This is a genomic window from Agrobacterium sp. ST15.16.055, from assembly GCF_027956555.1.
Lineage (GTDB): Bacteria > Pseudomonadota > Alphaproteobacteria > Rhizobiales > Rhizobiaceae > Agrobacterium > Agrobacterium salinitolerans.
The window spans coordinates 60,384-83,889 of sequence record NZ_JAQKGN010000020.1 but is presented as its reverse complement, the minus strand read 5'-3'; the positions used below and the strand labels follow the sequence as shown (position 1 = coordinate 83,889).

Here is a 23,506-nt window from a genome sequence, read left to right as displayed (position 1 = left end):
GATCTTTCGGGACCAGACTATCGAGCGTCACCATCTCGAGAGCGGTCTGTTCAGGAGCAGGTTTCTTCAACATGTCCCAATGAATCATAAACCCCCAGCTCACGCCAGGGGTTTGTCAGCAGTCTGACCGTCTGCCTCAGGGCAGGCGGTTTTTCTTTGCGAGATGGCCCCTTTCCCGTCCCCTAAAGCTGTTCCATCGCGGAAGGGTGGTTGGAAACCCTGGACCAGCGGCTGATGGACTCTTGCGCCAGCTGCGAAAGGGCAATGCCTCCGAAACGGGACAGCAGAATGTTTTCCGCCTCTTTCATGGCATCAAAAAGTGCTGCATTGACAGCCTGTTCGATAACGCAGTTCGGGTTGTCGCCAGCCAACCCGATCGAGAACAGTTCCGGCGCGCCAAGCGCCCGGTAAATATCGAGCAGCGTGATTTCGCTGAGCGGCCGCGCCAGCACCCACCCACCGCCATGGCCTTTTTCCGACGAGACATAACCATGCTCTCGCAAGCCCGCCATTGTCCTGCGCACCACCACCGGATTGGTCTGAAGCATCGCTGCGATGCTCTCGGAAGTCGCTGCACCCTTATGATTTTCCATATGGATCAGAATATGCAGCACCCGTGAAAGGCGCGTGTCGTGTCTCATTGTCCAAACCCGCTTGTTTACAACGACGCTATCACTTTCGATGTGACGTAACAATATAAGTTGCGTGACTATTGACTCCGAAAATCACGTAACAATATAAGTATCGTGAAACGAACGGGCACTTCCGCCTCCCTCCTGAAACGATGGGTGCATCATGAAATTCGACGTCATCATTATCGGCGGCAGCTATGCCGGCCTCTCAGCCGCCCTGCAGCTTGGACGCGCCAGAAAAAACATTCTGGTGGTGGACGCAGGTGAACGGAGAAACCGTTTCGCCAGCCATTCCCACGGTTTTCTCGGTCAGGATGGCAAGGCGCCGGGTGAAATTATCACCGAGGCGCGCCGCCAGATCGAACGCTACCCGACCATAGATTGGGCTGAGGGCAGGGTGACCGATGCCGAAGGCTCCTTCGGCGATTTTGTAATCGAGATCGATGGCGGCCGTCGTGAGACTGCGGACCGGCTCATCCTCGCTATGGGCGTCGCCGATGAATTGCCTGCAATTGCCGGGCTGAAAGAGCGTTGGGGCTCTTCGGTCTTCCATTGCCCCTATTGCCATGGTTACGAGCTCAATCAGGGAAAGATCGGCGTCATCGCCGCTTCACCTTTGGCCATTCACCACGCATTGATGCTGCCCGACTGGGGCGAGACGACCTTTTTCACCAACGGCGTCTTCGAGCCGGATGCGGACCAGAACGCATTGTTGTCAAAGCGCGGCGTGCGGGTGGAAACAACCCGCATCCGGGAAATTACGGGGCATGCGGATGTCGTTCTGGCGGATGGACGCAGCATCGCATTGGCTGGCCTTTTCACCCAGCCGAAATTGCGTATCGCCTCGAACTGGCTGGAAAAACTTGGCTGCGCTGTGGAGGAAGGGCCCATGGGATCAAGCATCGTGACAGACCCGATGAAACAGACCACCGCCCCCGGTATTTTCGCCTGCGGTGACGTGGCAAGGCCTGCCGGCTCGGTCGCCCTCGCGGTGGGAGACGGCGCCATGGCGGGTGCTGCGGCTCACCGGTCGATCCTGTTTCCGGAATGATCAATTCGAAACAAGGTTGAGCCAGCGTCCCGGCGGCATGCCAAAGGCATTTTTGAAGTGTCGGGTAAAATGCGCCTGATCCGCAAAACCGCAGGCAAATGCCGTTTCCGCAAGCCCCGCACCCGCACGCATCATGTCCTTGCATTTTTGCAGTCGGCGCATGATGAGATAGCGGTGCGGGCTTGTGCCGAACAGGAAACGAAAGTGCCGAAAGAGCGTGAAGCGGTCGAGCCCACTTATCCGTTCCAGCTCTTCAGAGCCGACGGTGCCGGCGCTATTCTCCAGCAGATAGTCCCGGCACCGTAAAACGGCGATACGGTCGATCCGTTTGATGGTTCTGGCGCTTCCGTTTGAATGTTTCCAGAGCAAGTCCGCCAGTCTTGACTGCCAGTCGGTAAGAAGCAGATTGTCCGGCTCGCCTTCCAGATTGCCAAGCGCCTCAATGAGGCATCGCCGGAATTCCTCATCTTCGATGACGGGATTTTGGGCGAAGGGCAGCGCATTATATCCCGCCTCAGTCGTTTTTTCGGGCGGAAGATAAAGCATACGGTAGCGCAGCCCTTCATCGGTGCCTGCGCCGCCATCGTGAACTTCGTCCGGATGCAGCACGATTACCTTTCCGGGCATGCTGAAATGCGATTTCCCCCGATAGGAAAAGGTCTGGACGCCGGAAAGCGTGACACCCAGCGCATAGGTATCATGACGGTGCGGCGCATAGGCGTTGCCATGAAAGCGCGCTTCGATGCGCTCTATGCCTTCGCTGGAGGGCGCCTGCACGATCCCTTCGAATTTGCACGAACGTTCAAGATCGCCGACGCCCCGAGGCGCTAGGATCGTTTCTCTTTCGTAACCACAGCCAGATTGAGTTCGCATGTTTGATACCAAGATCGCCGTCATCCTTCGCGATGACCTTGCCGTGTGGCAAAAACTGAACGTTACCGCATTTCTCATGTCCGGGATCGTCGCCCAGGCACGAGAGATCATCGGCGAACCATACCGCGACGGGGCGGGCAACGTCTATAATCCCCTGTCCATTCAGCCGATTGTCGTCATGGCTACGGATCAGGAGGCGTTGCGCAAAATCCACCAGCGATCCCTCGAGCGCGACGTCACGACATCGCTTTATATCGAGGAAATGTTCGCCACCGGGCACGATGTCGCCAACCGCCAGATATTTTCGGAATTTTCTCCTGATGATGCCAAGGTGGTCGGCATGGCGCTGAGGGCCGACAGGAAGATCGTCGACAAGATCACCAAGGGTGCCAAGTTGCACGCGTGACCCTAAACGCAAAAGGGAGGCTATGGGCCTCCCTTCAATAGCGATGGCAATATGATTTTGCTGCTTATTCGTCGTTCATCTTCAGCGCGGCGATAAAGGCTTCCTGCGGAATTTCCACCTTGCCGAACTGGCGCATGCGCTTCTTGCCTTCCTTCTGCTTGTCCAGAAGCTTGCGTTTGCGCGTCGCGTCGCCGCCATAGCATTTCGCCGTCACGTCCTTGCGCAGCGCGCGCACGGTTTCGCGGGCGATGACCTTGCCGCCAATGGCCGCCTGGATCGGAATCTGGAACATGTGCGGCGGAATGAGTTCCTTCAGCTTTTCGCACATGCCGCGCCCGCGCCGGTCGGCCGCCGAACGGTGCACCAGCATGGAGAGCGCATCCACCGGATCGCCATTGACGAGGATCGACATCTTGACGAGATCGCCAGCGCGATAGTCGATGATGTTGTAATCGAACGAAGCGTAACCCTTGGAGATGGATTTCAGCCGGTCGTAGAAATCGAACACCACTTCGTTGAGCGGCAGTTCATAGGTGATCATTGCACGGTTGCCGACATAGGTCAGCTCCGTCTGCAGGCCGCGCCGGTCCTGACAGAGTTTCAGGATGCCACCGAGATATTCGTCCGGCGTCATGATCGTCGCCTTGATCCACGGCTCGCGGATTTCCTTGATCTTCACAACGTCGGGCATGTCGGCCGGGTTGTGCAGTTCCTTTTCCGTGCCATCGGTCAGCGTCATTTCATAGACAACCGAAGGGGCGGTGGCGACGAGATCGAGATTGAACTCGCGCTCGAGGCGTTCCTGAATGATTTCGAGGTGCAGCAGGCCGAGGAAGCCGCAGCGGAAACCGAAACCGAGAGCGGCCGACGATTCCATTTCGAAGGAGAAGGAGGCGTCGTTGAGGCGGAGCTTGCCCACTGCCGCGCGCAAATCCTCGAAGTCGGCTGCATCGACCGGGAAGAGACCGCAGAACACCACGGGCTGCGCGGGCTTGAAGCCGGGCAGGGCCTGCGCTGTCGGGCGCTTGTCGTCGGTGATGGTATCGCCGACGCGGGTATCGGCCACTTCCTTGATCGACGCGGTAATAAAGCCGATCTCGCCGGGGCCGAGGCTATCGACAGTGACCATCTTCGGGGTCAGCACACCGACGCGCTCAATGCCGTATTTCGCGCCGGAGCCCATCATGCGGATCTGCTGGCCCTTGCTCAGCACGCCATCGATGACACGCACCAGAACCATGACGCCGAGATAGGTGTCGTACCAGCTGTCCACCAGCAGTGCCTTCAGCGGCCCGTTTTCGCCGACATCGCTCTTCGGCGGCGGCAGGCGGTGGACGATGGCTTCGAGAACATCGGGAATGCCAAGGCCGGTCTTGGCCGAAATCATCACCGCATCGGAAGCATCGATGCCGATCACTTCCTCGATCTGCTCCTTGATACGGTCGGGTTCGGCCGCCGGCAGGTCGATCTTGTTGAGCACCGTGACCAGTTCGTGATTATTGTCGATCGCCTGATAGACGTTGGCGAGCGTCTGGGCTTCCACGCCCTGCGACGCATCGACCACCAGCAGCGAGCCTTCGCAGGCCGAGAGCGAGCGGGACACTTCGTAGGCAAAATCGACGTGGCCGGGCGTGTCGATGAGGTTCAGCACATAGGTTTCGCCATCATTCGCCTTGTAATGCAGGCGCACGGTCTGCGCCTTGATGGTGATGCCGCGCTCGCGCTCGATATCCATCGAATCGAGAACCTGTTCCGACATGTCGCGTTCGGCAAGGCCGCCCGTCGACTGGATCAACCGGTCGGCCAGCGTCGATTTGCCATGATCGATGTGGGCAACGATCGAGAAGTTGCGGATATGGTCCAGGGGCGTGCGGGTCGAATTTGTGCTCATGTCCCGCGCTATAGCAGGGGCTTGTCATGCCGCAAAGCGGGAATTTGGTTAAAAGCCCTTTAAAATGGGCTTTCAGATCGCAAATTGCTCCGGCCAGTCACGCCGGGTGGCCACCTGTCCTTCGGTGCGCAGCCTTGCAACGGCGGCAAGATCGATATCTGCGATCAGCAACGTGCTTTGTGTGACCGCATCGTGCTCGCTTTCCGCAATGATGCCGGATGCCGGCATGCCATAGTCTGACGGCACATAAAGGGCGGCGCGGCCGCAATTTTCATCGACGGCGGGAGACCATGGGGCCTCGCCCGCAGTAGGGGAGGAGAGGATGGCATATTGATTTTCCAGCGCCCGTGCCTGCGCGCCGATGCGAACCCGGTAGGCGCCCGCCAGCGTGTCGGTGCAGCTGGGGGCGAGAACAAGTTCGACGCCGAGCTCCGCCAGCCTGCGGCCCAGCATCGGAAACTCATTGTCGTAACAGATGAGGATGCCGAGCCTGCCGATCGGGGTCTCGAAGGCTTTCAGGCCCTCCACGCCGGCATGAATGTTCCATTGCTCCCGCTCGAAGCGGGTCATGATCTGCTTGTCCTGATATCCGATCAGGCCATCCGGGCCAAACAGCCATGCGCGGTTGCGGAACTTGCCGTCCGGATCCTTCACGGGGGCGCTGCCCGGCTGGAAGAGGATTTGATGTTGCCGCGCCAGCTCTTCGCAAAGCTCCACCCAGGAGGGGATGAGCGGCTGTATGTCTTCGATGGAACGGTGCAGATCGGAGCGCGCATCGGGTGACAATTGCCCGGTCAGCGCCATCGCCGAATATTCCGGCAGCAGCAGCAGTTCCGCGCGCTTACCCTTGGCCTCGCGGACGATGGCGGAAAGATGCGCGGCATAGGCCTCCCATGTTTCGATCAGTTCGATGGCATATTGGCTGGCGGCTAACCGGGTCATTCGTTTCCGTCTCCGGCAATGTTCTTCATCCAGAAGGACAGCGGTTTTGCGCTTTCGCTGCCCTCGTCGAGGTCCTGCCATGTGAAGCTGGTGCGCAATTCTGGGTGATGGCGATAGCCGCGCTTTTCCCAGAAGGCATTGAGCGGCACGTAATCCGCTGGGCGACGCGGATGGTCGGCGGGCCGCTCGACGGCACAGAAGGTGCAGCGATCAAAGCCGAGCCTCTTTGCATGCGCCTCCCGCGCCTCGAAGAAGCGCACTCCTATCCCGTGACCACGATAGCCGGGCAGCAGCACGCTTTCACCGAAGTAAAATATCCGGTCCGGATCGTAACCCGCCTTGATGAAGGGCGCCTTCACCTCTTCGGTCTCTGCCGCCATCGGCATGCCGGTCGACATGCCGACCACATTGCCGTCATCGAGCGCCAGCACGAAGACCGCGCCGTCTGTATCGGCATAGGTCGCGAGATATTTTCGCTCATAGTCCAGCGAGCCGTCATAGAGATAGGGGAAGGCACGGAAGACCGTGATCCGCAGGCGCGCGAGGTCATCGAAATGATGCGCGGCGTCGATGCCGGAAAGAGACTTGATTTCGACGGTCATGGGCATTTTCACTCTCGGTTGCACTGGTTATACCGTCATGGAACACCCGCGCAAGCATGAACGGAGAAGACGATGACCGCTGCCGAGACCATCCGCGCCTATTACGATGCCTTCAACCGTCAGGACATGGATGCCTTCCTGGCGCTGCTTCACGATGAAGTGGTGCATGACATCAATCAGGGCGAGCGCCAGACCGGCAAGGCCGCCTTTGCCTCCTTCATGGACCACATGAACCGCTGCTATAGGGAAAACCTCACCGATATGGTGATCATGGCGAGCGATGACGGCAAACGCGCATCCGCCGAATTCGTCGTGAACGGCCAATATCTCAAGACCGACGAAGGGTTGCCCGAGGCTAATGGCCAAAAATACGTCCTGCCAGCCGGTGCCTTTTTCGACCTGAAGGACGGAAAAGTTAGCCGAGTAACGAACTACTATAACCTCAACGATTGGATTGCCCAGGTCGGCGCTTGACACCTCTATTTGTCGCGGAGCAACCGGCGGCGAAAACGGTCACAATTTCCACTATCATGGATATTGACTCCATCATATGAGAATGCAATTCTCATATGATGGAAAACGAAGATCATATTCTCGACCGCTCGATCGGCGAGCGGATCAAAACGTTGCGGGCTGAAAACGGCCTGACGCTGGACAGGCTAGCGTCCGAATCCGGCGTCAGCCGAGCCATGATTTCCCGTATCGAACGTGGAGAGGCGAGCCCCACGGCGTCGCTGCTCGCCCGCATCTGCGCAGCACTTGGCCTGTCGCTCTCCGGTTTCTTCGCCGAAGACGAAGAGGTTGTTTCCCCCCTGGTGAGAAAGCGCGATCAGCAGCTCTGGAAAGATCCGGAGACGGGCTATGTACGCCGCGCCATCTCCCCGCCACGTATGGGGTCTGACGTTGATATCGTTGAAGTCGAATTTCCAGCAGGCACGCGTGTCGGTTTTCCGCCGCATGCGGCAAGCCGGGGCATGACGCAATATGTCTGGCTCTTCGAAGGCGTTCTGGAGATGACGAGCGGCGGTGTCGTGCATCTGATGGAACCCGGAGATTGCCTTTTCATGCCGGTTGGAGAAGGGCATGTCTTTCACAATCCTTCCGAAAAACCCGCCCGTTATGCCGTCGTGCTGGATCAAAGACAGCGCTGATTTTTCCTGACAGGAGTTTTTATGGCCACAATCCGCGTGTTGAACGGGCAAGAGACGCTCGATGTCCTGCCGGAACTCTGCGAAGTCCTCTCCACCTGCGTGAACGGCGGCGCATCCGTTGGTTTCATGTTGCCCTTTTCCCCACAGGACGCCGAGTCATTTTGGCGGGATGTGGCAGCTGCCGTGGGACTAGGCGGCACAATTCATGTGGTGGCGGAAGTGGATGGCATGGTGGTGGGCACCGTACAAGTGGGCCTCGCTTCCAAACCCAACCAGCCGCATCGCGGCGATCTGATGAAGCTTCTCGTGCATCCCTCGGCGCGCGGTCTCGGACTTGCCCGCAAACTCATGCAGAAGGTGGAAGAAGAGGCGGCGAAGCGTGGCCGCACCCTTCTGGTGCTGGATACGGCCACGGGCAGCGATGCGGAGGCGATCTATCCCCGTCTCGGGTGGGAGCGGGTCGGCGTCATTCCTGACTACGCCCTGTTTCCCGATGGGCGTTATTGCGGCACGACCCTGTTTTACAAGCGGATCGGCCAGAGCGTTTAGGCTGCCTATTGCCCTGGCTTCAGCGTGCGGTTGAAGGCGGCAACAATCATCTTTTCCAGTTCAGCATGAATATCTGCACGGTCGCGCGGCCCGGCCGGTTCGCAGATCGGATCGCGCTCACCGACGGATTTGAGAAACGCATCGGCTTCCGGCTTGCAAAGGGGCAGAAAGCTGAAATGGTTTGCCTCATCCACCTGCTGATAGGTTGAACCGGGCACCTCGGCTGCGAGTTTGTCAGCCAGCACAGCCGGCGGTATTTTCCCTTTGCCGCCGAGATTAATGAAGGTCAGTGGAATATCGATTTGTTTCAGGCCCTCCAGCTGGAAGGCGAGCGCCAGGCCGGGATCGACGAGCACGGCGGAACGGATGCGGGGATCGCGGTTCTGCTGCTCGAACTGCGTCTTATCGATGGTTCTGAGGTCGAGCTTCGGCACGCTGACCGGCTCGTTATTGACATAACCCCGGCCGCCGGCGAACCATTGGCAATCCATCATCGCCGCATAATCCTCGCAATAGCGCCTATACGCGTTGAGATCGGCGCGTGCGCCCGAAATCTCCATTGCCGCGCTGCCGCCCAGCGAAAACCCAAGGACGCCGATCCTCTGCGCATCAATGACGCTCGACCATTTGCCTTGCGTCGTCAGCGCCGTGAGAATCGAGGAAAGATCGTCTGTCCGTTCCCAGATTTTCGGCGTGTCCGCAGGTGTGGAATAGCCGCTGGTCGTGCCGGGATGGTTGGTTCCAGCAACGATGAAGCCTTCGCTAGCGAGCTTCGCCGCAATCCACGCCATGGCCTCCGCGCGCGAGCCGGAACCATGGGAGATCAGCACGAGCGGGAAATGTCCGTCCTTGATGGACGCGTCCTTCCGCACTGCCATCCCCTGAAATATGCGGTTATCGCCAGAAAGAGCGGGCGTGCCGGTCCCGCTTTTGGCCGGATACCAAATTGTCACATCAAGGTCCGTGTTGCGCGCCTTGGAGGACACCGGGACGTTCAGAAGTCCAACGTCATCAGCAGCCAATGCCTGCGAGGAAAACGCCGCGCATACCAGAAGTGCGACGAGGGTGTTTTTCAGTGTCATGAGAGCTTCTCCGTTTGACAAGGTGGATGCTCCCGTTCTCTCTTTTGGACGTATAAATGCGTCCTTGATCACGTTTGAGGTCGTACCGAAACGCGATTTGGTCCATGACAGGGCAATAGATCGTCGATCCGGGATATTCTTTCGTGCTTTTCATTCCCCTGCCATTCGTCGTGGCGCTTCTGCTGGTCGTCATGTTCATCGTCTTTTTCCGAAGCGGAGACGATGTGCGGACGAACCGCGCCTTTCTGGCCCTGATCGCGCTTTGTGCGGCGCAATCGGTTCTTGTCGGCCTGCGCTGGGGGTATGGCGTCAATGCCGTGCGTTATGTCCTGCCGGTTCTCGCCGCCTGCCTGCCACCACTTGTCTATATCGCCTTTCGCGGCTTGATGAGGGTCGGGGCAGACAGCAGAAGGACGATGCTGGCAGGTCTTGTGCTCTCGCCTCTGTTGATTGTCGTTCTGGAGTTCGCCCTGCCGGTGGCGATCGATCTTGCCTTGATCCTCATCTTTGTCGGCCATGCCGCCGCACTGCTTCTTCTTGGAGGAAGGGGGCCGGATGGGCTGGACGAGGCGCAATTCGCCAGCGTCAGTTCGGCGCATGGGGCGCTCATCATTGCTGCCATTGCCCTTTGCGTTTCGGCACTGTTCGACCTTCTGGTGTTTCTCGATTTTGAAGGGGCGCACGGAGAGAATGTCGCCGCACTCGTCAGCAATGCCAATCTTTTCGGGCTGTTGTTGATCGGTCTGATGGCCGCTATGGCTGGAAAAAGCAAAGCACCGCAAGCGGCTATAGAGCTTGCTGAGGAATCGCCGCTTTCGGTGGCACCATCGAAACAGGATCGAGACATTGTGGCAAGCCTCGACCAACTGATGACAACACAGGCGCTTTACCGTGACGAGAACCTCAATCTGACGCGGCTGGCCAGACGCCTCGGCCTGCCAAGCCGGCAGATTTCCGGGGCCATCAATCGTTCCCTCGGCATCAATGTTTCGCAATATGTCAACCAACTTCGTATCCGCGAAGCGTGCCGGCTGCTGGAAGAGACGGAGCAATCCGTAACGGCGATCATGTTTTCCTCGGGTTTCCAGACCAAGTCCAACTTCAACCGGGAATTCCGCCGCGTCACCGGCATGAGCCCGGTGGACTGGCGTGAACGGCAGGTATGGAAGCTGGTCTCGCCAAACAAAACGGCCACCCGGCAGATGCCGGATGACCGTTTGAAGATCGTCGGGAAATAATGGGAATCAGAGCGTGCCGTTACGCTGCTGGATCATCATGTAGGTGTCGTAGGTATATTCAGCGATCTGCGCCCAGAGATAAGCGTCCTTCTTGAAGGCCTGCTGGCTCTCGTAGATCTTCTTGAAGCTCTCGTTCTTGGCCGAAATATCCGCGTAGGTTTCCTGCGCCGCCTTATGGCAGACATCGAGGATTTCCTGGCTGAACGGGCGCAAGATAGCGCCCTGCGCCACGAGTTCCTTCAGGGCTTGCGGATTGCGCGCATCGTAACGTTCCAGCATGCTGGCGCTGCCGGCGGCGCAGGCATCCTTCAGAATGCGCTTGTAGTTCTCGGGCAGTTCATTGAACTTCTGCAGGTTCACGAAGGCATGAACGGCCGGGCCGCCTTCCCACCATGCCGGATAGTAGTAGTATTTTGCGACCTTGTAGAAGCCGAGCTTCTGGTCGTCATAGGGGCCGACAAATTCGGTAGCGTCGATCGTGCCTTTTTCCAGCGCGGCATAAACGTCGCCGCCGGCGATCTGCTGCGGTGTCACGCCAACCTTCTGCATCACCTGGCCGGTGAGGCCGGCAATGCGCATCTTCAGACCCTTGAGGTCATCGATCGTGTTGATTTCCTTGCGGAACCAGCCGCCCATCTGGGCGCCGGTATTGCCGAGAAGGATCGAATAGATATTGTGCTGGGCAAGGAATTCATTGAGCAGCTCATTGCCGCCGGCCTGATTGAACCAGGCATTTGTCTGGCGCGCGTTGAGGCCGAAGGGAACCGAGGTGCCGAGTGCGAAGGTCGGGTCCTTGCCGACGTAATAATAGGCGCAGGTATGCGCCATTTCGACGGTTCCGGCCGTCACCGCGTCCGCCGCCTGCAACGCTGGCACGATTTCACCGCCGGCAAAGTGCTGAATGACGAAGTTGCCGCCGGAGGCTTCCTTGACATGGTCGGCGACGATCTGGCCGGCCCCGAAAAGAATGTCGAGGCCCTTGGTGAAGGACGATGTCATGCGCCAGGTGATCTTGGGATTTTCCTGTGCAATGGCCGGAGCGGCAAGCGCCGTTGCTGTAACACCGGCGCTAAGAGCGCCCGCCTTGCGGATAAATGATCTGCGATCCATGTCGATAAGCCCTGCTATGTCTGCATATGACGGGCGAACCGTACGGTACGCCTCCCGCCGGCTACTAATCATTTATCCTTGCGGTCATCAAGAGGGAATGTTCGAAACTTGCGTGATCATCGGTAATGCTTGGCGAATGTTGCTTCTTCACGTCTCTCCGTATCATTTGCTGCGCATCAACGCCGGGTCGTCCAGTGCGGGATTGTAAAACAGCGAAAGTGTCAGGCTTCTGGCGATGCGTTCGGCCGTTTCCATGAACCAGTCATGGGCCTGTCTGCTCGGCGCGACATCGTCGAGCGTGGTTGAAAAAAGCGCAAGCCATTGCGGGAAAAGCTCCGCCGACATGCCCTTTACGCCGAGGTGCGCCTGCACGGGCTTGCCGCCGTAACCGCCGTTCTTGAAGGCCACTGCCGCCCAGAACTGTTTCATCCTTGTCATATGTTCCGGCCAGCGCCCGTCAAGCCGTGCATCAAAAACCGGGCCGAGCGTGGGATGGGCGAGAACGCGTCCGTAAAATGTTTCCACCAACACATCGATAAATCCGGCATCCACGCCGATCGCAGCCATGGCTTTTTCCGCCCTGTCCTGAATTTCCGCGCTGTGGGTGGCTCTGGCCGCAATGTCGTCCTGCATGGTGTTTCCTTTTTGGGCGAATTTACCCTGCTGCGATGCGACCCGCAATGCGACCCTTTGCCTTGTTAGAATTATTCTAAAATGACTTGATCCTGTCGCGGCGGAGATGTATTTAGAATTATTCTAAAAAAGGTTTCAGCCATGTTTCGTAGTCTTTTCTCCCTGTCCAAACGTCCCTTTTCTTCCCTTGGCGAACAGGAAATCCTAGCGCTCGCAATTTCGTCTGAAGAAGACGATTCCCGCATCTATCGTTCCTATGCCGATCATCTGCGTGTGCAATATCCGCAATCGGCGAAAGTCTTCGATGATATGGCCGAGGTTGAGCAGCAGCATCGAAACGTGCTGATCGACATGCATCGCCGCCGTTTCGGAGAGACGATCCCGCTCGTCCGTCGCGAACATGTACGTGGTTTTTATGAGCGCACCCCGGACTGGCTGGTGAAGAATCTGTCGCTGGAAAAAATCCGCGGCCAGGCCGAATTGATGGAAGCCCAGGCAATCCGTTTTTACGATGAGGCCGTCAAACGCACCAGCGATGCCTCGACGCGCAAGCTCCTCGGCGATCTGGCCGAGGCGGAGCGGGGGCATGAAGACATCGCGCAGATGCTGGAAGAGAAACATCTCGATGAGGATGGCAAGACCGAAGAGGCGGAAACCGCAAGGCGGCAATTTCTTCTGACCTATGTGCAGCCCGGTCTCGCGGGATTGATGGATGGTTCCGTTTCGACGCTCGCGCCGATCTTTGCGGCCGCCTTTGCAACGCAGGATACCTGGCAGACCTTTCTCATCGGTCTTTCCGCCTCCGTCGGTGCGGGTATCTCCATGGGCTTCACAGAGGCCGCCCACGACGATGGCAAGCTTTCCGGCCGTGGATCACCGCTGAAGCGCGGCCTGGCCTCGGGTATCATGACGGCCGTTGGCGGTCTCGGCCACGCGCTACCCTATCTCATTCCGCATTTCTGGACAGCAACGGCGATTGCCGCCATCGTTGTTTTCGTGGAGCTCTGGGCTATCGCCTTCATTCAGAACCGTTTCATGGAAACGCCGTTTCTTCGCGCCGTATTTCAGGTGGTGCTGGGTGGTTCGCTGGTGCTCGCGGCGGGTATTATCATCGGTAACGGGTGAGAAAAGAAAGAGCCCGCTACCGCGGGCTCCAATCTCTCAGACGCGGAACTTTAAGCGTCAGCGCAATGCGCCAACCAGAACGTCGCGGCCATCCTCGATGGAGACCCAACGGCCCGTGTTGAAGGACGCCTGTCGCTTCAGATAGGTGTAGTTGGTGTCGGTCCACAGCTTCACGTCGTCGGTGAGGTTGTCGAGAATGTAATCACCGTCCGTGGTGCGGAGCGTCAGCACGGCATGGCCTTCGCCGTCAGGCTTGCGCACGACTGTTATCAGCAGATCGGCGACGGAAAAACCGCGCTCGATCAGCTTCTTGCGCTTCAGCAGCACGAAATCTTCGCAGTCGCCGGCGGTCGTCGGATATTCCCAGACCTCGTCCTTGCCGTAGATTTCCTGGTCGGTCATCGCCACGATGGTCGTGTTGACGGACGTATTGATCTCGCGAATGACGCCCCAGCCATATTCGGTAACGCGCGGCGGCGGCGTGACCTTGCTACGGATGTTGCATTCGTCGGCATATTTCTGACAGAACTCGTAATGGCCGATCGGCTGGGAGGTAATACCGCCCGTCACCATGGAAGGGCTTCCCTTGGTTTCCGCGGTGGCGGAGGCGGCAGTCATTAGCCCGGCGGCAACTGCAAACAGCAGCGCACGCGCCAGCGGTGCGTTCATCATGAAACCCGTCCCTTAAATTCTTAATGAAAAGTTAAGAGGGATCGGGGGTGCGAGTCAATCATTAGCAAACGGCGGCCCTCAAGACTCGCTGAATATGGTTAAGAGCGTTGCGCAAATGCCTATATTGCAAGGGCTTTGACAGCTGCGAGCATCCGCTCGATATCCTGCGGTCGGGAAAGCCGATGGTCTCCGTCGCGGATCAGCGTCAGCACCACATCGTCGGCAGGAAGATGTTCGATGAGTTTCAAAGCATGCTGATAGGGAACGTCTGGGTCACGCATGCCCTGCAGGATGTGGACGGGGCAGCCGGTGGTGATGATGCCCGTGAGCACGCGGTTCTGCTTTCCGTCTTCCATCAGCGCGCGGGTGAAGATGTTGGGCTCGGGGCTATACTCCGAATGTTCCTCGAAGTAACCCCGTTCTGCGAGAGAGGCTTTTTCCGCATCCGAAAGGCTCGGCTCTATCAGTTCCTGCGTGAAATCAGGCGCAGGCGCAATGAGAACCAGACCGGCGACGGAGGGTGCGCCGCCCGCCTTGCGAAGCTCCTCGACCATGCGCAATGCAATCCATCCACCCATCGACGAGCCGACGAGAATGACCCGTGACGGCGCTTTTGCACGCACCACCGCTAGTGCCTCCTCGAGCCATCTCGAGATCGTGCCTTTGTTGAAATCACCGCCGGAAGCCCCGTGCCCGGAATAATCTAGGCGCAGGCAATCAAGGCCGTTTTCCGCGGCGAAGCGGTCAAGCTCAATTGCCTTGGTGCCCGTCATATCGGAACGGTATCCGCCCAACCAGACGAGCATGGGCGCGTCCTGTTGCGATGTTGCGCGGCGATGAAGGAAGGCAATGTTGCGGGCGTCGTCGCCCATTCCTATATGCAGAAATTCAATGGCTTGTTCGGTCATGTATATGCAATTCTCCTGATTTTCCTGCAATATCGGCGGCGTATTTGCAAAATCCGTGGCAACAGGTGATCTTTTCGGGCAGATATGCTATTGACTTCGCCGCGGCAATAACGACATTTCCGCCACTTGTACCAAACAAGCTGTTTTTTGTTGACGTGATCCAGAAACAGATCAGGAGAATACGACCATTCGCAGACCTTTCAAAGCCGATGCCCCCGTCAAGGAGGGGCCGCGCTCCAACCGGGAAATTCGGGTTCCCAGAGTTCAGCTTATTGATGAAGAGGGCCAGAACCTCGGTAGCATGCCGACGGATCAGGCTTTGAAAATGGCGGAAGAGGCCGGTCTCGATCTCGTCGAGATTTCGCCGAACGCAGAGCCGCCGGTATGCAAGATCCTCGATCTCGGCAAGCTTAAGTACTCGACCCAGAAAAAGGCCGCTGAAGCGCGCAAGAAACAGAAGATCGTCGAAGTCAAAGAAATCAAGATGCGCCCCAACATCGACACGCATGATTATGACGTGAAGATGAAGGCGATGAACCGTTTCTTTGACGAAGGTGACAAGGTGAAGGTGACGCTGAAGTTCCGTGGCCGTGAAATGGCCCACCAGGAACTCGGCATGAAGCTTCTCCTCCAGGTGAAGGAAGACACCCAGGCGATTGCCAAGGTGGAAGCCGAGCCGAAGCTCGAAGGCCGTCAGATGATGATGGTTCTCGCCCCGAAATAACTTGCGCCAGCCTTTTAAGGCCGCATGAATAGCCATCGCAAGGGGAAGTTTGCTTTCCCCGTTGCGCTTTTAGCCGACTGCGGTTATAAGCGCGCGTCCGAACGGTCCGGCAGGGCATGCCGAGGCCGTTCCTGAATAGCTTGAAATAGGCCTCGTCTGCCTGTTTCGATACAAAAACGGAGTAGCAAAATGCCCAAGATGAAGACGAAGTCCGCTGCAAAAAAGCGGTTCAAGATCACCGCCACCGGCAAGGTTGTTGCAGCTGCCGCCGGTAAGCGCCACGGCATGATCAAGCGTACCAACAAGTTCATTCGCGACGCGCGCGGAACCATGGTTCTCGCCGAAGCTGACGGCAAGAAGGTCGTCAAGAACTACCTGCCGAACGGTCTCTGAGACTTTTCCGCACTTTTGGACACTTTAAGGAGATCATGACATGGCACGCGTAAAACGTGGCGTAACTTCCCGCGCCAAGCACACCAAGACACTCAAGGCAGCCAAGGGCTTCTACGGCCGCCGCAAGAACACCATCCGCGCAGCAAAGGCTGCCGTGGATCGTTCCAAGCAGTACGCCTACCGCGACCGCAAGGTTAACAAGCGCAACTTCCGCGCTCTGTGGATCCAGCGTATCAACGCTGCTGTTCGCGAATTCGGCCTGACCTATGGCCGCTTCATCGACGGCCTGAACAAGGCTGGCATCGAAGTCGACCGCAAGGTTCTGTCCGACATGGCTATCCATGAGCCGGCAGCATTCGGCGCGCTCGTCGAAGCAGCAAAGAAGGCGCTTGAGTACCTCAAGGATGCCGGCACGGCCAACGAGTTTGAAACCGCTGTAAAGTAATTACGGCGCGGACAATCTGTTGTTCATTTGAAACCCGCGTCGGGAAACCGGCGCGGGTTTTTCGTTTTGAGTTGCTGATAATTTCCATCGGTATTTTTTAATTTAGAAATTTAGAAGAGTTGGAGTATTCACGCCGTTTGGAGCGAAACCCTTGGTGGATGGAAATGCTGGTCAATAAAAGTGAGGTTGTGGAAGCGGAAGGTTTTCGCGTTCATCTCGAAGACGATGACATCGCAACCGTGATGCGCGTCCTCCTGAAAAGTGACCGGCGCATTCAGAAGGTCGAGCTTTCGCAGCTGACGGTGTGGATCAAACGGCAGGGCACGGAACGGGTGACCTGGTGGATGAAAATGCAGAAGCTGCTGTCGAAACTTCTGCCCTACACTTTTCTTCGTCCTTCCGAACCGCTTGATGGTGCCGGCCTCATGCAGCGAGAACTGGAAACATTGCAGCAGTTCCAGCAACGCGGCTTCCCGGTTCCGCCGCTGATCTATTCTTCACGTACGGCGGTGGTGCTGGGAGATGTCGGCCCAACGATCATGGAGCGGATGGATGCGCTGAAGTCGTCCGATCCGGTGGAGCATGACGCCTTGCTTGTGAAATCCGCAGAAGCGCTCGGCGAGCTGCATGCTGCAGGCCTCTGCCACGGTCGCCCGCATGTGCGTGATTTCTTTTTAAAGGACGGCCGTGTCGGTTTCATGGATTTCGAGGAGCGCCCGCAGGAGGTCATGCCGCTTGAAACGGCGCAGGCCCGCGATATCTGGCTGCTGTTTCTGCAGGTCGCGACCCGTGCCTGTGATGCCCCTAAAACCCGCGATGCGGCCTTTTCACGCTGGCTTGAAAACGCCCCACCCCGGGCAGTCGAAGAATTAAGCCGCCTGACCCGCATTCTCGGGCGATTTTTACCGCTTGCCCGGTTGATCGGGCGCGTGCGGATGGGTAGTGATCTGCGACGCTTTATCATGGCGACCGACTATCTGATGAATGCTGTGAACACCGACGCCGCTGTAAAAAAGTCCGGCAAGGCAGGAAAAGATGACTGAACTTGATACCTTGAAATCGCAACTGATGTCGGAGATCGCCGCCGCTGCCGATGAGCCGGCCATCGAAGCCGTGCGCGTCTCCGCGCTTGGCAAGAAAGGCTCGGTTTCGGAGCTTTTGAAGACGCTTGGCAGCATGACGCCGGAAGAGCGCCAGACCCGTGGGGCTGCCATCAACCAGCTCAAGACCGAAATCACCGACCTCATTAGCGAGCGCAAGAACGCGCTGAAGGATGAGGCCATCGCCGCCCGGCTTAAGGCGGAAACGGTGGATGTCAGCCTGCCGGTCCGCCAGTCTCCGGCCGAGCGCGGCCGCATTCATCCGATCAGCCAGATCGTCGATGAAATCACCGCCATCTTTGCGGATATGGGCTTCTCCATTGCGGAAGGTCCCGATATCGAGACCGATTATTATAACTTCACGGCGCTGAATTTCCCGGAAGGTCATCCGGCCCGCGAAATGCACGACACCTTCTTCTTGCCACCGGATGAAAACGGCGAGCGCAAGGTGCTGCGTACGCACACCTCGCCCGTGCAGATCCGCACCATGGAAAGCCAGAAGCCACCGATCCGCATCGTCATTCCGGGCAAAACCTATCGCCAGGATTCCGACGCCACGCATTCGCCGATGTTCCATCAGGTCGAAGGCCTTGTCATCGACAAGAAGGCGCATGTTGGCAATCTGCGCTGGATTCTGGAAGAATTCTGCAAGACCTTCTTTGAGGTCGACAGCGTCGTCATGCGCTTCCGCCCGTCCTTCTTCCCCTTCACGGAGCCGAGCTTCGAGGTGGATATCCAGTGCGACCGTTCTGGCCCAATCGTGAAGTTCGGCGAAGGCACGGACTGGATGGAAATCCTCGGTTGCGGCATGGTGCACCCCAATGTGCTGCGCGCTGGCGGGCTTGACCCGGATGAATATCAGGGCTTTGCCTGGGGCATGGGCCTCGACCGCATCGCAATGCTGAAATACGGCATGCCTGACCTGCGTGATTTTTTCAACGCCGATGTCCGCTGGATGACCCATTACGGCTTCCGCCCGCTCGACATGCCGACGCTATTCGGCGGTCTCAGCGTTTAATCCGGTTAGCCAAGGAGCAAAGACATGAAATTCACTCTTTCCTGGCTGAAAGAGCATCTCGAAACGGATGCGACGCTGGACGAGATCTGCGAGCGGCTGACGGCAATCGGCCTTGAGGTCGAGGATGTTGATGACAAAACGGCCTACAAGCCTTTCGTCATTGCCAAGGTGGTTTCCGCTGAAAAACACCCCGAGGCCGACCGCCTCAAGGTGCTGATGGTCGATGCCGGAGACGGCAAGCCGGTGCAGATCGTCTGCGGCGCGCCGAATGCACGCGCCGGTCTCGTCGGTGCGCTCGCGCGTCCGGGCGTCTATGTTCCGGGCATCGACGTCACCCTTGCAGTCGGCAAGATACGCGGCGTGGAAAGCCACGGCATGATGTGCTCCGAAAAGGAGCTCAACATCTCCGACGATCATGACGGCATCATCGATCTGCCGCAGGATGCCCCTGTCGGCACGTCCTTCGCCACCTATGCCGGTCTCGACGATCCGGTCATCGAAATCAACCTGACGCCGAACCGTCCCGACTGCACCTCGATCTATGGCATTGCTCGTGATCTCGCCGCGTCCGGTCTCGGCAAGCTGAAGACGAGACCCGCGCCGTCCTTCAAGGTGGAAGGCGCAACGCCTGTGGACGTGAGGCTGGAACTGGACGACACTGCCCTTTGCCCCGGCTTCTCGTTGCGCATCGTGCGCGGCGTGAAGAATGGCCCAAGCCCGAAATGGATGCAGCAGCGCCTGATGGCAATCGGTCTGCGCCCCATCAATGCGCTTGTCGACATCACCAACTACATGACCTTCGATCAGGGTCGGCCGATGCACGTCTTCGATGCCGCCAAGGTCAAAGGCGATCTCACGGTTCGCCGTGCGAAGGAGGGCGAGACCATCCTCGCGCTCGACCAGCGCGAATATAAGCTCGGTCCGAACAATGTCGTCATCGCCGATGAAAAAGGCCTCGAGTCCATCGGCGGCATCATGGGTGGCGAACATTCAGGCTGCGACGAGAACACCGTCGACGTGCTGATCGAATCCGCTCTCTGGGATCCGATCAACATCGCCAAGACCGGCCGTTCGCTCGGCATCATCACAGATGCGCGTTATCGTTTCGAGCGCGGTGTCGATCCGGAATATATGGTTCCGGGTCTGGAACGCACCACCGAGCTGGTTCTGGAACTCTGCGGTGGCATTGCCGGGGAAGCCAAAGTCGTTGGCTACAAGGGCCATCAGCCAAAGGTCGTGGATTTCCCGCTGACGGAGGTGAAGCGCCTGACAGGTCTGGAAGTGTCGGCGCAGGAGAGTCTCACCATTCTCAAGGGTCTCGGTTTCGGCGTCGAGGGAACGGGCGAGCGCGTATCCGTCACCGTGCCGTCCTGGCGTCCTGATGTCGACGGTAAGGCCGATCTGGTTGAAGAGGTCATGCGCATTCATGGCGTTGACAATATCAAGCCGGAACCGCTGGAAAGCTTCGGTGCCGTCAACGGCCGTATCCTGACCACGCTGCAGATCCGCACCCGCACCGCGCGCCGTGCGCTGGCAAGCCGCGGCATGCTCGAGGCCGTCACCTGGTCCTTCATCCCGGAAGCGCAGGCAAAGCTGTTCGGCGGCGGTTCGCCGGCCCTGAAGCTCGCAAACCCGATTGCGGCCGATATGTCTGACATGCGGCCCTCGCTGCTGCCCGGCCTGCTGACCGCCGCACAGCGCAATGCCGACAAGGGCTATGGTGACGTCGCGATCTTCGAGGTTTCCGGCACCTATGAGGGCGATACACCTGATAAGCAACGCCGCGTTGCCGGCGGCGTTCGCCGTGGAACGGCCTCGCTGGCGGGTAGCGGCCGCATGTGGTCCAATGCTTTGAAGGGCGGCGGTAAGCCGGTCGATGTTTATGACGCCAAGGCCGATGCGCTTTCGGTGCTCGAAGCTTGCGGCCTGCCCATGGCCAATGTGCAGATTGAGGCCGGCGGCCCCTCCTGGTATCATCCCGGCCGTTCCGGCACCATCAAGATGGGTCCGAAGGTCGTGCTCGGTTATTTCGGTGAATTCCACCCGAAGACGCTGTCCGAACTGGATGTCTCCGGCGCCTATTGCGGTTTCGAGATTTATCTCGACGCCATGCCGGAGCCGAAGAAGAAGGCAACCCGGACCAAGCCTGCGCTTGAGCTTTCACCCTTCCAGGCGGTGAAGCGCGACTTCGCCTTCGTGGTCGACAAGTCGGTGGAAGCGGGCGCCATCATCAAGGCGGCTACAAGCGCCGACCGCAAGCTGATCGCCGGCGTCAACGTCTTCGACATCTTCGAAGGCGCATCGCTCGGCGAAAACCGCAAGTCGGTAGCCATCGAGGTCCAGATCCAGCCGGTCGACAAGACGCTGACGGACGAGGATTTCGAAGCCTTGACGGCCAAGATCGTCGGCAATGTCGAGAAATCGACGGGCGGCGTCCTGCGCGCCTGAGCCTGGGGGCATCTGTCGGAATGAACAAAGCCGCGGCGGTTGCCGCGGCTTTTTGTTTCTAGCGATTGGCCATCCGTGACATCTGTTCTGGGTAACGCGCGCCGGCGACTTTTGCGGGCGAAAGTAGCGCGCCGAGGCTGGCGGCTTCTTCTGCCGTCAGCGATACCTCCGCCGCGGCAACATTCTTCTCCAGATTGGCGATTTTTGTCGTGCCGGGAATAGGAACGATGAAGTCGCCCTGCGCCAGAACCCAGGCCAGAGCCAGTTGTCCGGCGGTCACGCCCTTCTCAGTCGCCATGTCCTCCAGAAGCTTGATGAGCGCCAGATTGGCGTCGAAGTTTTCGCTTTGAAAACGCGGCAGGCCGCGGCGAAAGTCGTCCGATGCAAGTCCGTCGAGCGTCTTCAATGCGCCAGTCAAAGCGCCGCGTCCAAGTGGACTGAAGGGGACGAAACCGATGCCGAGTTCGCGGCAGGTCTCCAGCACGCCGTTTTCCTCCACGTCGCGGGTCCATAGAGAATATTCGCTCTGAATGGCCGCAATCGGATGAACAGCGTGCGCTTTGCGAAGTGTTTCGGCGCTCGCTTCCGACAGGCCGAGATGCTTCACTTTGCCCTGTCGCACCAGCTCGGCCATGGCGCCGACCGTGTCTTCGATCGGAACATTCGGATCGACGCGATGCTGGTAGAACAGGTCGATCTCATCGACGCCAAGGCGTTTGAGAGAGGCTTCGGCGACGGCGCGCACATTTTCCGGGCGACTGTCGGTGCCTACCATCATCTGGCCAGCGGGTTTGGTGGTGTCGATTTTGAAGCCGAACTTGGTGGCGATGACCACCTTGTCGCGATAGGGCTTCAAACCCTTGCCGACAAGGATTTCGTTGTTGTAAGGCCCGTAAACCTCCGCCGTATCGAAAAAGGTAACGCCGAGTTCGACGGCGCGGTGCAGCGTTGCAATTGCGCTGCTCTCATCGCCGGTCGGGCTATAGGCATGGGTCATACCCATGCAGCCGAGGCCAAGCGCCGAAACGGAAAGGTTGTTTCCGAGGGTTCTTTTTTTCATTTGTACGTCCTTCCATAAGGAACCGCCCATCGCTAGGGGGCGTGGTTAGAAAATAGCGTCTCATGGCGATAAAAATAATCGCTGCAAATCCGTGTGGGTTGTTCTATCATTTAGAACAATGAATCGTGTGCAACTCTCCCAGCTGGCCGTTCTGGCCGCCGTTGCCGAAGGCCGCAGCTTTCGCAAGGCCGCCGCCGAACTTGCCATTGCCCCTTCCGCCGTCAGCCATGCGGTGTCATCGCTGGAGGCGAGCCTTGGGCTACGCCTGCTTCATCGTACCACCCGCAGCGTCTCACCGACAGAGGAGGGCAGGCGGCTTCTCGAGACGCTTGGCCCTGCACTTGCGGATATCGATGCGGTCATCGAGACCCTCGCCGAGCATGGCGGGAGACCGGCCGGCCCCCTGCGCATCACTCTGCCGAGACTGGCCGCCGAGGACCTCATCGTGCCACGGCTGGGTGAATTCCTGCGGCTCTATCCCGATATTTCACTCGAAATTTCAACCGACGACCGCTTCGAGGATATTGTCGCAAAGGGTTTCGATGCCGGGCTGCGGCTCGGGGAGCACCTCGATGCGGATATGATTGCGGTTAAAGCCAGCGGCGCGTGGCGCGGCGCAATTGTTGGCTCTCCGTCCTATTTTGCGGAAAATCCATCGCCACGCGATCCCAGGGATCTCATTCGGCATCGCTGCATTCGCCGGCGTTTCGCTAGCGGCCTTATCTATCGCTGGGAACTGGAGAAGAATGGCAAGCCATTGGTGGTCGATGTGCAAGGGCCGCTGATCCTGTCGGACCAGAGCCTCATTCGACGGGCGGCGATTGACGGCGCAGGGCTTGCCTTCGTTTTTGAGCAGCGTGTCGAGGACGATATCAGGGAGGGAAAGCTGATCCGCGTGCTGGAGGACTGGTGCGCGCCCTTCGACGGTTTTTACATTTATTATCCCTCACGCCGGCAGATGCGTCCGGCGCTGAGGGCTTTCGTGGATTTTTTCCGCTTCAGGGGCTGATCAGAACTTGATGCGATAGCGGATATGGCCGTCGCTTTTGACGTAGCTGTCGTAAAGCTTCTGGGCACGATGATTATGCTCGTCCGTATTCCAGTAAAGCCGTGACCAGCCCTTGTCCTTGCAAATAGTGATCAGGTCATCCATCAACGCCCGGCCCGTGCCCTTGCCACGGATTTCGCCATCGACGAATAAATCCTCCAGATAGCAGTCCGGTGTCTTCACCCAGGTGGAATCATGGAAATGGTGGACGGCGAAACCGGCCATGCGCTTGCCGAGCATGGCCACCCGCATGGAAACACGGGATGTGGGATCGAGGATACGCGCCCAGGTGTGTTCCGTCACATCATCGGCAAGATCAACCTCGTAAAAGGCGAGGTAATCGTTCCAGAGGCGCAGCCATTCCGCCCGGTCAGCCGGCTCTGCGTCGCGAATCGTGAGTTCCAT

General features: G+C 58.4%; 26 protein-coding genes. 14 read left to right on the top strand and 12 right to left on the bottom strand.

Annotated features, from left to right (window positions below):
* Positions 1 to 182: 182 nt before the first annotated feature.
* Complete coding sequence (locus PL599_RS21435; protein ID WP_077984493.1) at positions 183 to 641, bottom strand: Rrf2 family transcriptional regulator; 459 nt, start codon at positions 639 to 641, stop codon at positions 183 to 185.
* Between the two features lie 154 nt (positions 642 to 795).
* Between PL599_RS21435 and PL599_RS21430 the strand changes: the two genes are divergently transcribed.
* Positions 796 to 1,683, top strand: coding sequence for an NAD(P)/FAD-dependent oxidoreductase (locus PL599_RS21430; RefSeq protein WP_077984492.1), 888 nt, complete (start codon positions 796 to 798; stop codon positions 1,681 to 1,683).
* Here the strand turns inward: PL599_RS21430 and PL599_RS21425 are convergent, their stop codons facing one another.
* Positions 1,684 to 2,460 carry an AraC family transcriptional regulator gene (locus tag PL599_RS21425; RefSeq protein WP_162520574.1) on the bottom strand — a complete coding sequence of 259 codons (777 nt, stop codon included), beginning with the start codon at positions 2,458 to 2,460 and terminating at the stop codon, positions 1,684 to 1,686.
* A gap of 94 nt (positions 2,461 to 2,554) precedes the next feature.
* Between PL599_RS21425 and PL599_RS21420 the strand changes: the two genes are divergently transcribed.
* On the top strand, positions 2,555 to 2,962 hold the full coding sequence (locus tag PL599_RS21420; protein ID WP_142913750.1) for a DUF2000 family protein: 408 nt from the start codon (positions 2,555 to 2,557) through the stop codon (positions 2,960 to 2,962).
* Positions 2,963 to 3,026: 64 nt separating this feature from the next.
* Here the strand turns inward: PL599_RS21420 and lepA are convergent, their stop codons facing one another.
* From lepA to PL599_RS21405, 3 genes are read right to left on the bottom strand one after another with little or no spacing between them, the layout of a single operon-like run.
* Positions 3,027 to 4,865 carry a translation elongation factor 4 gene (lepA, locus tag PL599_RS21415; protein ID WP_162520589.1) on the bottom strand — a complete coding sequence of 613 codons (1,839 nt, stop codon included), beginning with the start codon at positions 4,863 to 4,865 and terminating at the stop codon, positions 3,027 to 3,029.
* A 60-nt stretch (positions 4,866 to 4,925) separates the two neighbouring features.
* Positions 4,926 to 5,795, bottom strand: coding sequence for a carbon-nitrogen hydrolase family protein (locus PL599_RS21410; RefSeq protein ID WP_269825239.1), 870 nt, complete (start codon positions 5,793 to 5,795; stop codon positions 4,926 to 4,928).
* Positions 5,792 to 6,397: a GNAT family N-acetyltransferase gene (locus tag PL599_RS21405; RefSeq protein WP_162520573.1), complete on the bottom strand. Its 606-nt coding sequence runs from the start codon at positions 6,395 to 6,397 to the stop codon at positions 5,792 to 5,794. The genes PL599_RS21410 and PL599_RS21405 overlap by 4 nt, the downstream gene beginning before the upstream one ends.
* A gap of 72 nt (positions 6,398 to 6,469) precedes the next feature.
* Here PL599_RS21405 and PL599_RS21400 point away from each other — a divergent pair, with 72 nt between their 5' ends.
* From PL599_RS21400 to PL599_RS21390, 3 genes are all read left to right on the top strand, one after another.
* Complete coding sequence (locus tag PL599_RS21400) at positions 6,470 to 6,871, top strand: ketosteroid isomerase-related protein (RefSeq protein WP_142913747.1); 402 nt, start codon at positions 6,470 to 6,472, stop codon at positions 6,869 to 6,871.
* Positions 6,872 to 6,966: 95 nt separating this feature from the next.
* Positions 6,967 to 7,548, top strand: a complete 582-nt coding sequence (locus tag PL599_RS21395; RefSeq protein WP_077984486.1) for a helix-turn-helix domain-containing protein — start codon at positions 6,967 to 6,969, stop codon at positions 7,546 to 7,548.
* Between the two features lie 21 nt (positions 7,549 to 7,569).
* The gene (locus PL599_RS21390) at positions 7,570 to 8,097 is read left to right on the top strand and encodes a GNAT family N-acetyltransferase (protein ID WP_269825238.1); all 528 of its coding nucleotides are present in this window, start codon (positions 7,570 to 7,572) and stop codon (positions 8,095 to 8,097) included.
* A 5-nt stretch (positions 8,098 to 8,102) separates the two neighbouring features.
* On the opposite strand, the gene PL599_RS21385 is transcribed toward PL599_RS21390, so the two are convergent.
* Entirely contained in the window at positions 8,103 to 9,179 is a 1,077-nt protein-coding gene (locus PL599_RS21385; protein ID WP_137409606.1) for an alpha/beta hydrolase family protein, read from the bottom strand.
* Between the two features lie 143 nt (positions 9,180 to 9,322).
* Between PL599_RS21385 and PL599_RS21380 the strand changes: the two genes are divergently transcribed.
* Positions 9,323 to 10,417, top strand: a complete 1,095-nt coding sequence (locus PL599_RS21380) for a helix-turn-helix domain-containing protein (protein WP_269825236.1) — start codon at positions 9,323 to 9,325, stop codon at positions 10,415 to 10,417.
* Between the two features lie 6 nt (positions 10,418 to 10,423).
* Here PL599_RS21380 and PL599_RS21375 read toward each other — a convergent pair whose 3' ends face one another.
* A complete protein-coding gene (locus PL599_RS21375; RefSeq protein WP_077984484.1) occupies positions 10,424 to 11,527 on the bottom strand; it encodes a TRAP transporter substrate-binding protein in 1,104 nt (367 codons plus the stop codon).
* Between the two features lie 162 nt (positions 11,528 to 11,689).
* The gene (locus tag PL599_RS21370; RefSeq protein WP_269825235.1) at positions 11,690 to 12,160 is read right to left on the bottom strand and encodes a group III truncated hemoglobin; all 471 of its coding nucleotides are present in this window, start codon (positions 12,158 to 12,160) and stop codon (positions 11,690 to 11,692) included.
* 141 nt (positions 12,161 to 12,301) lie between these two features.
* Here PL599_RS21370 and mbfA point away from each other — a divergent pair, with 141 nt between their 5' ends.
* Positions 12,302 to 13,285: an iron exporter MbfA gene (gene mbfA, locus PL599_RS21365; RefSeq protein ID WP_269825234.1), complete on the top strand. Its 984-nt coding sequence runs from the start codon at positions 12,302 to 12,304 to the stop codon at positions 13,283 to 13,285.
* A 57-nt stretch (positions 13,286 to 13,342) separates the two neighbouring features.
* Here mbfA and PL599_RS21360 read toward each other — a convergent pair whose 3' ends face one another.
* Positions 13,343 to 13,957, bottom strand: coding sequence for a transglutaminase-like cysteine peptidase (locus PL599_RS21360; protein ID WP_089153251.1), 615 nt, complete (start codon positions 13,955 to 13,957; stop codon positions 13,343 to 13,345).
* Between the two features lie 119 nt (positions 13,958 to 14,076).
* Positions 14,077 to 14,865, bottom strand: coding sequence for an alpha/beta hydrolase (locus PL599_RS21355; protein WP_269825233.1), 789 nt, complete (start codon positions 14,863 to 14,865; stop codon positions 14,077 to 14,079).
* 187 nt (positions 14,866 to 15,052) lie between these two features.
* Here PL599_RS21355 and infC point away from each other — a divergent pair, with 187 nt between their 5' ends.
* The 6 genes from infC to pheT all read left to right on the top strand — a co-directional run bounded on the left by infC (position 15,053) and on the right by pheT (position 20,993).
* A complete protein-coding gene (gene infC / locus PL599_RS21350) occupies positions 15,053 to 15,589 on the top strand; it encodes a translation initiation factor IF-3 (RefSeq protein WP_077224822.1) in 537 nt (178 codons plus the stop codon).
* 189 nt (positions 15,590 to 15,778) lie between these two features.
* Positions 15,779 to 15,982, top strand: a complete 204-nt coding sequence (gene rpmI / locus PL599_RS21345; RefSeq protein ID WP_003493355.1) for a 50S ribosomal protein L35 — start codon at positions 15,779 to 15,781, stop codon at positions 15,980 to 15,982.
* A gap of 40 nt (positions 15,983 to 16,022) precedes the next feature.
* Positions 16,023 to 16,427 (top strand): 50S ribosomal protein L20, encoded by a 405-nt coding sequence (gene rplT, locus PL599_RS21340; RefSeq protein ID WP_003493358.1) that lies wholly within the window; start codon positions 16,023 to 16,025, stop codon positions 16,425 to 16,427.
* A gap of 164 nt (positions 16,428 to 16,591) precedes the next feature.
* Complete coding sequence (locus PL599_RS21335; protein ID WP_191217326.1) at positions 16,592 to 17,470, top strand: lipopolysaccharide kinase InaA family protein; 879 nt, start codon at positions 16,592 to 16,594, stop codon at positions 17,468 to 17,470.
* The gene (pheS, locus tag PL599_RS21330; protein WP_077983783.1) at positions 17,463 to 18,545 is read left to right on the top strand and encodes a phenylalanine--tRNA ligase subunit alpha; all 1,083 of its coding nucleotides are present in this window, start codon (positions 17,463 to 17,465) and stop codon (positions 18,543 to 18,545) included. Before PL599_RS21335 ends, pheS begins: the two co-directional genes overlap by 8 nt.
* A gap of 24 nt (positions 18,546 to 18,569) precedes the next feature.
* On the top strand, positions 18,570 to 20,993 hold the full coding sequence (pheT, locus tag PL599_RS21325) for a phenylalanine--tRNA ligase subunit beta (protein WP_191217328.1): 2,424 nt from the start codon (positions 18,570 to 18,572) through the stop codon (positions 20,991 to 20,993).
* A 58-nt stretch (positions 20,994 to 21,051) separates the two neighbouring features.
* Here the strand turns inward: pheT and PL599_RS21320 are convergent, their stop codons facing one another.
* A complete protein-coding gene (locus tag PL599_RS21320; RefSeq protein WP_142913740.1) occupies positions 21,052 to 22,053 on the bottom strand; it encodes an aldo/keto reductase in 1,002 nt (333 codons plus the stop codon).
* A gap of 118 nt (positions 22,054 to 22,171) precedes the next feature.
* Here PL599_RS21320 and PL599_RS21315 point away from each other — a divergent pair, with 118 nt between their 5' ends.
* Positions 22,172 to 23,062, top strand: coding sequence for a LysR family transcriptional regulator (locus PL599_RS21315; protein WP_269825232.1), 891 nt, complete (start codon positions 22,172 to 22,174; stop codon positions 23,060 to 23,062).
* On the opposite strand, the gene PL599_RS21310 is transcribed toward PL599_RS21315, so the two are convergent.
* Positions 23,063 to 23,506 (bottom strand): GNAT family N-acetyltransferase, encoded by a 444-nt coding sequence (locus PL599_RS21310; protein ID WP_269825231.1) that lies wholly within the window; start codon positions 23,504 to 23,506, stop codon positions 23,063 to 23,065.